Source organism: Sphingomonas yabuuchiae (assembly GCF_001477495.1).
Lineage (GTDB): Bacteria > Pseudomonadota > Alphaproteobacteria > Sphingomonadales > Sphingomonadaceae > Sphingomonas > Sphingomonas yabuuchiae_A.
Genome location: NZ_LDTF01000023.1, coordinates 48,559 through 60,271, shown reverse-complemented (window position 1 = coordinate 60,271; position 11,713 = coordinate 48,559). Strand labels below are relative to the sequence as shown.

Sequence of the window (11,713 nt, the reverse complement as noted above, 5' to 3'; positions counted from 1 at the left end):
TTTGTTTCAAGCAGAAGACGGCAAGCTAAATAGGAGGCCGTCACGGGGGCCCGGAGATGGGTAAGCGAAGTCATGAACTGGTCCCAATCATGCGAACGCGGTTGAAGGGCGGCGACAGCCGGGCTACACGGCGCGTCATGGGCATCAACCTCAATCCCTTCACCTGGTGGAACGGCGCCACCATCGGCACCTGGTTCGGTCTGCGCGGCAAGGCGCAGGTTGGCGAGGACGCGCATGGCAACGTCTATTATGAGGGCGGTACCGACACCGCCGGTCGCGCGCGGCGCTGGGTGATCTATAACGGTTCGAACGATGCCAGCCGGGTTCCGGCCGAGTGGTTCAGCTGGCTGCATCATCAGGTCGACGATGTGCCCGACCGCTCGCTGCCGCCGCGTCGCGCATGGCAGAAGCCCGCTATCCCGAACATGACCGGCACTGCCATGGCCTATCGCCCGTCGGGTGCGCTTGAAAAGGGTGGCCAGCGTCAGGCCGCGACCGGCGATTACGAAGCCTGGACCCCCGAGGGGTGAAGACGTCGCGCTGGCTGGCCAGCGGTGCGCTGGTCGCCTTGCTGGGGGTCGGCGGCTGGTTCGGCTATCAGGCGCTGACCGATCACGGCGGCGACTCCGCCGAATCGGCGGTCAGCCAGATCCTGCCCGACAGTCCGGGCGCCGCATCGGGGATCGAATCGGTCGACGGCGCGCAGGCGACACTGCCGAGCGGCGGCACCCCGATGGCCGAGCGCGTCGCGGTGATCGGCCTACTCAACAAGCGCAACGGCGTCTCGCGAGACCTGACGTTGAAACCCGGCCAGGCGGTGCGTGTCGGCGACGTCGTGGTGCGCCTGCGGGCCTGCGAGAAGACGGCGTCGTGGGAGGCGGAGCAGCTGACCGGCGCATTCGTGCAACTGGACGTACGTGGTGCCAATCAGCGGTGGCAGCGGGTCTTTTCAGGCTGGCTGTACAAGGAGCGGCCTGCGCTCAACGTCGTGCTCCACCCGGTCTATGACGTCTGGACCAAGAGCTGCACGATGTCCTGGCCCGAAACGGGGCCCGAGACGGTCCCGGCCTCGTTACCCGGGGCAGCCCCCAAGCGGTCGAGCGCCGCGAAGTCGCCCGACGCCGATACCCCGGCGGCGGAAGCGCCTGGCGCCACGACCCCCGCCAATGCATCGGACAGCAGCGCGACATAATCCTCGCGCCCGATCTCGACCGCGCCCATGGTCGACAAATGGCTGGTCTGGAACTGGCAGTCGAGCAGGCTGTATCCCCCGGCGCGCAACCGCGCGACCAGCCAGACCAGCGCCACCTTGGACGCATCGGTCCGGCGGCTGACCATCGATTCGCCGAAAAAGGCACGGCCCAGCGCGAGCCCGTAGAGCCCGCCGACCAGCTCGTCGCCGTCCCAGCATTCGATCGAATGCGCAAAGCCCATGTCGAACAGGTCGATGAACACCCGCTCGATCGCATAGTTGATCCAGGTCTCGGGTCGGTCCGGGACGCTTTCGGCGCAGAGGCGGATGATCGATTCGAAGGCGGTGTCGGCGGTCACGCGGAACCGGTCCTTCGCCACCGTCTTGCGCAGCGAGCGCGACAGGTGAAAACCGTCGAGCGGCAGGACGGCGCGCTTGCGCGGCTCGACCCAATAGACGTGATCGGTGTCGCGCGTGTCGGCCATCGGGAACACCCCGACCGCATAGGCCCCCAGCACCAGATGCGGGGTCAGCCGTTCGGGCGGGCCGGGGGCGTCGCGGCGGCTCATCCCCCCGCCAGTCGCCGCTCGACGCTGCGCCACAGATCGGCATAGGCCTGGGCGGCGCTGCTGCGCGGGGCAAAGGCGCCCAGGGGCGCGCGATGCTCGCCCATCGCCTCGACCAGGCTGGCCATCGGGATGACCGGCCAGTCGGGATGCGCGGCCAGGGCCTCGGCATGAAGGCGGCGGCGACGGTCGACCATGACATGCACGGGGAGCAGCGGCACCCGGCCCCGGACATGGCCGTCCACCACCTCCAGCGCGCGGGTGGCGAGCGCCGAGGGCACGACCGGTACCACGATCAGGTCGGCCGCGCGCAGCATCTGCTCGGTCGTCTCGGTCAGGCCGGGCGGGCAGTCCAGGATGATGCGCTCATAATCGTCCAGCCCGTCGATCAGCTTGCCGAGTCGCTTCTTCTTGTCGATCGCGTGGAACAGATGGTCCAGGCCGCGCAGCGAATCATCGGCCCCGATCAGCGACAAGCGCGGGATGTCGGTTTGGCGGACCAGCCGATCGGCGGAAATGTCGCGGGAAAACACGGCCTGCGCCTGGTCGCCATGCGCCGGGCCGCCCAGCAGCCAGGTCGAGGCGGCCTGCGGGTCGAGATCCCACAACAAGGTCCGTCGCGCGCACAGGCTGGCGGCGCACCAGGCCAGATTGACCGCCATGCTGGTCTTTCCGACGCCTCCCTTCAGGCTGTAGATCGCGATCGCGGCCACGGCTTTTCTCTCCGACCTCCCGACACGGCCCAAAGAAAAGGCCGACGGAGATATCCCCGCCGGCCGGTTTTCGATCAAGTCCTTATCGTCGATCAAGCGACGACAGGGATGGATTGAACGCAAATCAGATGTGGCAGACCTGCGCGGCCTTCTTCGGCGTGGTCAGGGTGACGGCCTTTTCGTCGCCGGTCATCTTCCAGCCGCCTTCGGCGGTCAGCGGCTCACCGGCGGCCGGTGCCTTCAGCACGACGGGGGTTTCGCCTTCCTTCAGGCGGACATTGGCCTGCTTATCGCCCTGGAAGAAGGTGACGTAGACGAGGCTATTGTCCTTGCAGCGGAAGGTCTTGTCCGCCTTGATCGCGGGCGGCAGCTCGACCGGGGCGCGGTTGGCGAGCACGTTGGCCATCGGGTCGGGATTGGTGTCGACGACCTCGGGCTGGCTGGGCTTGGAATTGCACGCGGCCAAAGCGAGCAGCGGTGCGGCGACGATGAGGGGGAGGAGGCTCTTCATAGCGGGGCGGTGCTTCGCAAATGCAGCAACCCGGCGTCAAGCATGACCTGTGCGTCAACCTGCCCCAATGGCCAACAATTTGCCGGTCGGCACGTGAGCGCTCCCTCCTTATGCTTGGTGGGGGGCAAGCAAGGCTTGGCTTGCCCGATGGCGGGGCAGGGGCCATCTAGGCGGCATGGAAGTGATCTCCGACACGCTGGCCTTGATCGGCAACACCCCGCTCGTCCGCCTGAAGGGGCCGAGCGAGGCCACGGGCTGCGACATTTACGGCAAGTGCGAATTCGCGAATCCCGGCGCCAGCGTGAAGGACCGCGCGGCGCTGTTCATCGTCGAGGATGCCGAGGCGCGGGGTTTGCTGCGCCCCGGCGGCACCATCGTCGAGGGGACGGCGGGTAACACCGGCATCGGCCTGGCGCTGGTCGCCAATGCCAAGGGCTATCGCACGATCATCGTGATGCCCGAGACGCAGAGCCGCGAGAAGATGGACACGCTGCGCGCACTGGGCGCCGAACTGGTGCTGGTGCCCGCCGCGCCCTATTCCAGCCCCTGTCATTTCGTCCACACCTCGCGCCGCATCGCCGAGGAGACGGACAATGCGGTATGGGCCAACCAGTTCGACAACATCGCCAACCGCCGCGCGCATATCGTGGGGACCGCCGAGGAAATCTGGAACCAGATGGGTGGCCGGATCGACGGTTTCACCTGTGCGGCGGGCACCGGCGGGACGCTGGCCGGGGTCGGCCTGGGCCTGAAGGCGCATGACGAATCGGTGACGATCGCGCTCAGCGATCCGCACGGCGCGGCCTTGTACGACTATTATGCGCATGGCGAGTTGAAGTCGGAAGGCTCTTCGGTCGCCGAGGGGATCGGGCAGGGGCGGATCACCGCCAATCTTGAAGGCGCGCCGATCGATACCCAGTTTCGTCTTTCCGATGCGGAAGGATGGTATTGGGTACAGCGGTTGCTGAGCGAGGAGGGGCTGTGCCTGGGTCTGTCGTCGGGCATCAATGTCGCCGGTGCGGTGGCGCTGGCCAGGGCCTTGGGGCCAGATAAGCGGATCGCAACCATTTTGTGCGATACCGGGTTTCGCTACCTTTCCACGCTGCACAATCCGGCGTGGCGGGCCGAGAAGGGGCTATAGTCGCCGCCCTTCGCGACCCGATGGGCGTATGCCAGAGGTCGACATGAGGCGGCGCACGAGATAGTGTTACCGAGTTCCATGAAGTCACCCGATCATCATCATATCATGCAGCGCGTGAAAGTCGGCATGATCGGCCTGGCCGCCGTCATCCTGCTGATCGCGATCGCCAGCACGATCCTGGGCTCGCTGAACCGTGACGAGCCGCCTGCGGCCGTCGCCGGTGCGGCGCAGTCGAATATGGTCGCCGACATGGCGATGACGAACACCGCCACGCCATCGTCCAGCGAGCCGCTGGCCGAACTGGGCGTCGCGCCCGCGCCTGCGAACACCCAGGCTCCGGCCGAACTCGCACACTGATCGCCCGTCGCGCCCCGTCCGGCTGGCGCGTTTTGTCCGGCTGGCGACCATCGGCTGCGCTCGAGGATCGCGGCCGGATCGGTCTTTTTACTTAATAAAAGTTAAATCAGCAGTGATCGCCTTGGCGCATCATGGGGCTCGGGGAATTCCGGGGAAACTGCCCCTGACCGGCGGAAATCCGACCTTTTCGGGGGCGGGGGCGATGGTGGCTTTCCCGCCCGGCGACCAGCCGTTGGTCGCATAACCCCGGTTTCAGACCCGATTTCCCCGTTTCTCCCCAAAAATCCCGTTGCCTCCCGGTTCTGCTATAGGTAAACCGAAAACTAACAGAGGGGCAGGCTCACTGTGATCCAGAAATGGTCGGAATGCGGCGATGGTCGTGTTCCGAAGCGGTGAGGCCGTGCGCGCCATGTGCGAGGTTGGCGTGTCCGAAAGGGGTTTGTATCAGGGTAGTGGCATTGGCCTTGTCGATGACAAGGGTCGCGTCGCCATCCCTAACGCCCTCCGGTCCACCTTGGCTCAGAATGCGCCGCGCCCCGACGGAAAAGATGGCGGGACCATCATCATCGCTGTCCATGAAACAGAGCGCTGCCTGATCGCATATGACCCGGGTTATGTTGCCGTGCTGAAGAAGGAGCTGGACGCGCGGACCGAGATGTCGCGTGGGCCCGACGGCCGCATCGACTATAACATCAAGCGCGACCTGGCGAATGGCGAGGCGGTGCCCTTCGACGGATCGGGCCGTTTCATCATGCCGGGCTTTCCCCGTTTCCATGCCGGGATCACCGGCCATGCCTTTTTCTGGGGCACGTTCGACTATATTGAAATCTGGGATCCCAAGACCCTGGTCGAGACGCCGGGCCTGCCGGCCAAGATGATTTCGGCCGCGCGTTTCCACTGCCAGGAAAAGGGGATTGCGCTGTGAGCGGTTCCCAAGGTGACGCCCCCCACATCCCCGTCCTGCTCGACGAGGTTCTCGACGCGCTCGCCATCGCCCCCGGCGAGACGCATGTCGACGGCACGTTCGGTGCGGGCGGCTATACCCGCGCGATGCTGGGCCGGGGCGCCATGGTCGTCGCCTTCGACCGCGATCCCGATGCCATCGCCAATGGCCAGGCACTGGTCGCCGCCGAGCCGGGTCTGACCCTGATCCACCGCGAATTCTCCAACCTGGATCAAGAGCTGGACGCCCGCGTTGATGGCGTGGTGCTGGATATCGGGGTATCCTCGATGCAACTCGACCAGGCGGAGCGTGGCTTTTCCTTCCAGGGTGACGGCCCGCTCGACATGCGCATGGCGCAGGCGGGCGAGTCGGCGGCCGATTTCCTCAACACCGCCGATGAAGCCGCCATCGCCGACGTGCTCTATCATTATGGCGAGGAGCCGCGCTCGCGCCGCGTCGCGCAGGCGATCGTCGCCGCCCGTCCGCTGACCCGCACCGGCGAGCTGGCCGCCGTGGTCCGCCGCGCGCTGGGCTATCGTCCGCATGACAAGAAGGACCCGGCGACGCGGACCTTCCAGGCGGTGCGCATCCATGTGAACCGCGAGCTGGACGAGCTGGCCGAGGGGCTGGCCGCAGCCGAGCGCGCGTTGAAGCCGGGTGGTCGCCTGGCGGTGGTTACGTTCCACAGTCTGGAAGATCGCATGGTCAAGCGTTTCTTCCGCGAACGCGCCGGGCAGATGCCGGGCGGGTCGCGCCATCTGCCCGAACAGGCGGCGGCGCGGGCACCCAGCTTTGCCCAGGTCGGCAAGGCGGTGCGCGCGGGTGAGGCGGAACTGGCTCGCAACCCACGCGCGCGCTCGGCGACGCTGCGTTTTGCGACGCGTACGGAATCCCCCGCCTGGTCGGGGGGTAAGGGCAGGGCGCCGGGGGGCGAGTTGAGTCAGGAGTTTGGCGTATGACGGCGGCGTATCGGTTGAGGGGGATAGGGTGGTTCGGGAGCTGCGTCGCAGTCGTCCTGGGATTCTACCTCGTCTCCTTGCAGGTGGCGGCGGAGCGCAAGAAGCTCGACGACGTCAACGGCCGCATCGCCGCTGCGCAGCGTGACATCCGCGCGCTGGAGACCGAGTTCGACACCCGCGCCAATCTGGTCCAGCTGGAAAAGTGGAACGGCGACACGCTGGCGCTGACGGCGCCGGTCGCGGGCCAGTTCGTCGGTGACGAGGCGCAGCTGGCCTCGCTCGACGTGACCCGCGGCCCCGCCGAGGGTGCGATCCAGACCGCCGCGCTGCTCGTCCCCTCGCAGCCCGCGCCCGTGATCGTCCAGCCGGAAGCCGTGGCCGCCGCCGCGCCCGCTGCCCCGGCCAAGCCCAACGCGCCCGCCCCCGTCGTCCGCCTCGCCAAGGTCGACCTGCCCAAGCCGCAGATCGTCCAGGCCGTGTCGGAGCACGTCGTCAGCGCCAAGAAGGCCAAGCCTGCCCCGATCGCAACCGTCCGCACCGCCGCCGCCGTCGCGAAGGTCCGGCCGGAAGCCGTGGCGATGCTCGATCGCCAGCTGCTGTCCGACACCACGCTGGGTGACATTCTGAAGGGCGCCAAGACCGAAGCGCGGCGGCGGCGTTGAGCGTTCTGGTCGCGCGTCCCGCCGGAACGCAGCGTACCGCCGGCCAGCGCCACGCGCTGGTCGCGACGACGCATATGCGTCTGATGATGCTGATGATGCTGTTCGGCGCGGCGGTGGTCGTCGTGATCGGACGATTGATGCTGCTGGCGGTGTTCGCCGGACCCGCCGATGCGGCGGCCCGGACCGCGACGCTGGCGGCGCGCGGCGATATCGTCGACCGCAACGGCGCGCCGCTCGCGCGCACGATCGACAGCTGGACGATCGCGGTCCATCCGAAGAAGCTGATCGGCGACCCGATGGAGATCGCCGCGCGGCTCGCCGCGCTGATGCCCGATCGTGGCGATCAGGCCTGGTTCTATGGCCAGCTGACCCGCAAGGCGAATTTCGTCTATCTGCAACGCCGCGCCAGCCCCACGCTGGTCGAGCAGGTCAACGCCATCGGCGAACCCGGCCTGGTCTTCGATCGCGAGACGCAGCGCCTCTATCCGCAATCCTCGCTCGCCGCGCATGCGCTGGGCTTCCTGTCGACCGACGGGCACGGGATGAGCGGCATGGAGCGCGTGCTCGACGAACGGCTCCTCAACCCGGCGCAGACGGGCAAGCCCGTCGCCCTGTCGATCGACACCCGCGCCCAGGCCGCGCTGGAAAGCGAGCTGGGCCGGGCGATGAATACCTTCTCCGCGCGTGGCGGCGGCGGGATCATCCTGGACGTGCATACCGGCGAAGTGATCGCGATGGTCTCGCTGCCCACCTTCAACCCCAATCGGGTCGGCATGGCGGGCACCGAGGAACTGCGCAACATCACGACGCAGAGCGTGTTCGAGCTGGGTTCGACCTTCAAGCCGATTACCATGGCCACCGCCATGGAAAACGGCGTCGTCACCTCGATGCAGCGACGCTTCGACGCGACCCATCCGCTCAAGGTCGGCGGCTATACCATCCATGACGAAGCGGGCGATCCGAAGCGTTGGCTGAACATGGCCGAGACGCTGATCTATTCGTCCAACATCGCCACCGCACGCATCGCCGACGAGATCGGGCCGCAGCGGATGCAGACCATGTTCAAGAAGCTGGGCTTCGATACCAAGCCCGATATCGAGCTTCGCGAAAAGGGTCGCCCGCTGCTGCCCACCTATTGGGCGCGCACGACGACGATGACGACGGCTTATGGTCACGGCATCGCGGTGACCCCGCTGCATCTGGCCTCGGCCTATGCGGCGCTGGTCAATGGCGGCATCTGGCGCCCTGCGACACTGATGAAGGTCGCGCCGGGCCATGCCGCGGCGGGCCGGCGGGTCATCAGCGAGACGACCAGCTACAAGATGCGGCAGATGCTGCGCCTGATCGTGATGCGGGGCACGGGCCGCAAGGGCGATGCGCCCGGCTACCGCGTCGGGGGCAAGACCGGCACCGCCGAGGCGGCGGTCGCGGGCGGCTATGATCGGTCGCGCAACGTGGCTACCTTTGCCGCGGCGTTCCCGATGGATGCGCCGCGCTATGTGGTGCTGGCGATGCTCGACTCGCCAAAGGGTACAAAGGAGACGTTCGGGTGGAAGACCGCAGCCTGGAACGCCGCCCCCGTGGTCGGGCGGACGATCACGCGGGTCGGCGCGATGCTGGGCGTGGTGCCCGATGCCACCAAGGACATCGACGAGTCGGACATCCTGCCCACCTTGTGGCAGGACCCGAAGTCGCCGCCGGTGGATGGACGATAAGGGGCGCGGCATGAAGCTGAACCAACTGACCGCCGGCATTCAGGGCGATATCCAGGGCGAGGGCGGCGACGCCCTCGTCTCCGGTTTCGCGATCGACCACCGCAAGGTCGCGCCCGGCACGATCTTCGGCGCGTTCCAGGGCGCGCGGGTGAATGGCGAGGACTTCATCGCCGATGCGGTGCGCAGCGGCGCGGTGGCGGTCGTCGCGCGACCGGGCGTACATGTCGAGGGCGCGGTCCACATCGCCTCGGACGAACCGCGCGCGACCTTCGCCCGGCTGGCGGCGGCGTTCTTCGCGCCCTTCCCGGCGATGGCGGTCGCGGTGACCGGCACCAACGGTAAGACCTCCACGGTCGAGATGACACGCCAGCTCTGGCGCATGGCGGGGCATCACGCCGCCTCGATCGGGACGCTGGGCGTGACCACCGCCGACGAGCGGACCTATACCGGCCTGACCACGCCGGACGTGGTGACCTTCCTGTCGAACGTCGCAGGACTGGCGCGCGAAGGCGTGACGCATCTGGCGTTCGAGGCGTCGAGCCACGGACTGACCCAGTATCGGACCGAGGGGCTGAAGGTGTCGGCGGCGGCCTTCACCAACCTGTCGCGCGATCACCTCGACTATCATGGCGACATGGGCGCCTATCTCGCGGCGAAGATGCGGCTTTTTTCCGAGGTCCTGTCGCTCGACGGCACGGCTGTGGTCTGGGCCGACGATGTCGAGAGCGGGCGGGTGATCGACTTGGCCCGCGCGCGCGGCAACAGGCTGGTGACGGTCGGCACGCGCGGATCGACGCTGAAGCTGGTCGAGCGGCATCCGACCTTGTTGGGGCAGGGGCTGGTCATCGAGGACGAGCATGGCCAAGCGCACAAGGTCCAACTGCCGCTGATCGGCGCCTATCAGGCCGCCAACGCGCTGGTCGCGGCGGGCCTCGTGCTGGCGACGGGTGGCGATCTGACGACGACCATCGCGAACCTCGCCCGGTTGCAGCCGGTGCGCGGGCGGCTGGAACGCGCCGCCATCGCGCGGAGCGGCGCGCCGGTCTATGTCGACTATGCCCATACGCCCGACGCGATCGAGGCGGCGATCGCCGCGCTGAAGCCCCATGCGGGCGGGCGGCTGATCGTCGTGATCGGCGCGGGCGGCGACCGCGATCCGGGCAAGCGGGAGGTCATGGGGCAGGTCGCCTCGATGCATGCCGACCGGGTGATCGTCACCGACGACAATCCCCGCACCGAGGACCCTGCCGCGATCCGCGCGCAGGTGATGCGCGGCGCGACCGGCGCGATCGAGATCGGCGACCGCCGCGAGGCCATCGCCGCCGCCATCACCGAGGCGGGCGAGCAGGATATCGTGCTGATCGCGGGCAAGGGGCATGAGCAGGGCCAGATCGTCGGCGATCTTGTCCTGCCTTTCGACGACGTGACCGTCGCGCGGGAGTGCGCGGCATGACGGCGCAGGCTCCGACCAAGACGCCCCCGGTGGACAAGGCCGATGCCGTACAGCCGGACGCTCCCGCACAGGTTCGGCCCAAGCTGTCGCTGCATTACGGGGCGAAGACCGCCGAGGACCGCAAATGACCTTGTGGACCGCGCAGGAGATCGCCGCGGCGACCGGCGGAACGGCCTCGGCCGACTTCGACGTCTCCGGCGTCGCCTTTGACAGCCGCGAGGTCGGCCCCGGCGACCTGTTCGTCGCCCTATCGGGCGAAGCGACCGATGGCCACCGCTTCCTCGACCAGGCGTTCGGGCAGGGGGCGGCCGGGGCGCTGGTCAGCAACTCGACCGATCATCCGCACGTCCGCGTCACCGACAGCTTCCATGCACTAGAGGACCTGGCCCGTGCCAGTCGTGCCCGAACGCAGGCGACGATTATCGGCGTCACCGGATCGGTCGGCAAGACCAGCGCCAAGGAAGCGCTCTACGCCGCCCTCGAACGCGGTTGGCGCGGCGCGGTGCACCGCTCGGTCAAGAGCTACAACAACCATACCGGCGTGCCCCTGAGCCTCGCGCGGATGCCGCGCGATGTCCGTGCGGGCGTGTTCGAGATGGGCATGAACCATGCGGGCGAACTGTCCGCCCTGACCGCGATGGTGCGCCCGCATATCGCCATCGTCACCGCCATCGCGCCCGCGCATACCGAGTTCTTTCCCGATGAGTCCGCGATCGCCGACGCCAAGGGTGAGATTTTCCAGGGGCTTCAGCCCGGCGGCACGGCGATCGTCCCCTATGACAGTCCGCACCGTGACCGGCTGATCGCCGCCGCCAGGCCCTATGCCGACCGCATCGTGACCTTCGGCTTCGATCCCGCCGCCGATGTCCGCGCGGTCGAGGCGATGCGCGGCGCGACCGGCGGCAGCTTCGTCAATGCCCAGCTGGGCGACAAGGAACTGAATTTCACCCTGTCGCAGCCGGGGCGGCATTGGGTGTCCAATGCACTGGCCGTGCTCGCCGCCGTCGATGCGGCGGGCGGCGATCTGGGGCTGGCCGGGCTGGCGCTGGCCGAACTGGGTGGCATTGCCGGACGCGGCGCGCGGTTCCGGGCCGCCAATGGCGCGCTGGTCATCGACGAGAGCTACAACGCCAATCCCGCCTCGATGCGCGCGACGCTGGCGGTGCTGGCCGAGGAACCCGGCCGCCATGTCGCGATACTGGGCGAGATGCGCGAGTTGGGCGAGGACTCCGCCGATTATCACGCCGGGCTGGCCGAGCCGATCATCGCGGCGCGCGTCGAACGGGCGCTGCTGGTCGGCGAATCGATGGCGCCGCTGGCGGCCGCGCTTGAGGGCAGGGTCGATTTCGTCCATGTGCCGGACGCGAAGGCCGCGCGCGAGGCGCTGGCCGCTATCATCGCACCGGGTGACGTGGTGCTGATCAAGGGGTCGAACGGAGTCGGGCTGTCGCGTGTCGTGGCGGCCCTGCGCGGCGATACCCCAACGGGCGGGGCGTGAGTT

The 11,713-nt window shown here is 68.0% G+C and carries 13 protein-coding genes and 1 pseudogene; 11 read left to right on the top strand and 3 right to left on the bottom strand.

Annotated features, from left to right (window positions below):
* Positions 1-137: 137 nt before the first annotated feature.
* Together NS355_RS06395 and NS355_RS18165 are read left to right on the top strand one after the other, a co-directional pair.
* Positions 138-530 (top strand): NADH:ubiquinone oxidoreductase subunit NDUFA12, encoded by a 393-nt coding sequence (locus NS355_RS06395; protein ID WP_056434245.1) that lies wholly within the window; start codon positions 138-140, stop codon positions 528-530.
* 203 nt (positions 531-733) lie between these two features.
* A pseudogene (locus NS355_RS18165) lies at positions 734-967 on the top strand (DUF2155 domain-containing protein); the annotation flags it as partial.
* A gap of 35 nt (positions 968-1,002) precedes the next feature.
* Here the strand turns inward: NS355_RS18165 and aat are convergent.
* The 3 genes from aat to NS355_RS06380 all read right to left on the bottom strand — a co-directional run bounded on the left by aat (position 1,003) and on the right by NS355_RS06380 (position 2,982).
* Complete coding sequence (gene aat / locus NS355_RS06390; RefSeq protein WP_058744940.1) at positions 1,003-1,761, bottom strand: leucyl/phenylalanyl-tRNA--protein transferase; 759 nt, start codon at positions 1,759-1,761, stop codon at positions 1,003-1,005.
* Positions 1,758-2,471 (bottom strand): ParA family protein, encoded by a 714-nt coding sequence (locus NS355_RS06385; protein ID WP_058744939.1) that lies wholly within the window; start codon positions 2,469-2,471, stop codon positions 1,758-1,760. Before NS355_RS06385 ends, aat begins: the two co-directional genes overlap by 4 nt.
* Before the next feature lie 124 nt (positions 2,472-2,595).
* Positions 2,596-2,982 (bottom strand): hypothetical protein, encoded by a 387-nt coding sequence (locus tag NS355_RS06380; RefSeq protein ID WP_058744938.1) that lies wholly within the window; start codon positions 2,980-2,982, stop codon positions 2,596-2,598.
* A 175-nt stretch (positions 2,983-3,157) separates the two neighbouring features.
* On the opposite strand from NS355_RS06380, the gene NS355_RS06375 reads away from it, so the two are divergent.
* From NS355_RS06375 to NS355_RS06340, 9 genes are all read left to right on the top strand, one after another.
* Entirely contained in the window at positions 3,158-4,123 is a 966-nt protein-coding gene (locus tag NS355_RS06375; RefSeq protein WP_058744937.1) for a cysteine synthase A, read from the top strand.
* Between the two features lie 105 nt (positions 4,124-4,228).
* Positions 4,229-4,480, top strand: a complete 252-nt coding sequence (locus NS355_RS06370) for a hypothetical protein (protein WP_058744949.1) — start codon at positions 4,229-4,231, stop codon at positions 4,478-4,480.
* Positions 4,481-4,889: 409 nt separating this feature from the next.
* Positions 4,890-5,405 carry a division/cell wall cluster transcriptional repressor MraZ gene (locus tag NS355_RS06365; protein ID WP_084787596.1) on the top strand — a complete coding sequence of 172 codons (516 nt, stop codon included), beginning with the start codon at positions 4,890-4,892 and terminating at the stop codon, positions 5,403-5,405.
* Entirely contained in the window at positions 5,402-6,382 is a 981-nt protein-coding gene (gene rsmH, locus NS355_RS06360) for a 16S rRNA (cytosine(1402)-N(4))-methyltransferase RsmH (RefSeq protein ID WP_058744936.1), read from the top strand. Before NS355_RS06365 ends, rsmH begins: the two co-directional genes overlap by 4 nt.
* A complete protein-coding gene (locus NS355_RS06355) occupies positions 6,379-7,044 on the top strand; it encodes a hypothetical protein (protein ID WP_058744935.1) in 666 nt (221 codons plus the stop codon). The genes rsmH and NS355_RS06355 overlap by 4 nt, the downstream gene beginning before the upstream one ends.
* Positions 7,041-8,759, top strand: a complete 1,719-nt coding sequence (locus tag NS355_RS06350; RefSeq protein ID WP_058744934.1) for a peptidoglycan D,D-transpeptidase FtsI family protein — start codon at positions 7,041-7,043, stop codon at positions 8,757-8,759. The genes NS355_RS06355 and NS355_RS06350 overlap by 4 nt, the downstream gene beginning before the upstream one ends.
* Positions 8,760-8,769: 10 nt before the next feature.
* Positions 8,770-10,212, top strand: coding sequence for a UDP-N-acetylmuramoyl-L-alanyl-D-glutamate--2,6-diaminopimelate ligase (locus tag NS355_RS06345; RefSeq protein WP_058744947.1), 1,443 nt, complete (start codon positions 8,770-8,772; stop codon positions 10,210-10,212).
* On the top strand, positions 10,209-10,340 hold the full coding sequence (locus NS355_RS19390; RefSeq protein ID WP_275934710.1) for a hypothetical protein: 132 nt from the start codon (positions 10,209-10,211) through the stop codon (positions 10,338-10,340). Before NS355_RS06345 ends, NS355_RS19390 begins: the two co-directional genes overlap by 4 nt.
* Complete coding sequence (locus tag NS355_RS06340) at positions 10,337-11,710, top strand: UDP-N-acetylmuramoyl-tripeptide--D-alanyl-D-alanine ligase (protein WP_058744933.1); 1,374 nt, start codon at positions 10,337-10,339, stop codon at positions 11,708-11,710. The genes NS355_RS19390 and NS355_RS06340 overlap by 4 nt, the downstream gene beginning before the upstream one ends.
* Positions 11,711-11,713 lie beyond the last annotated feature (3 nt).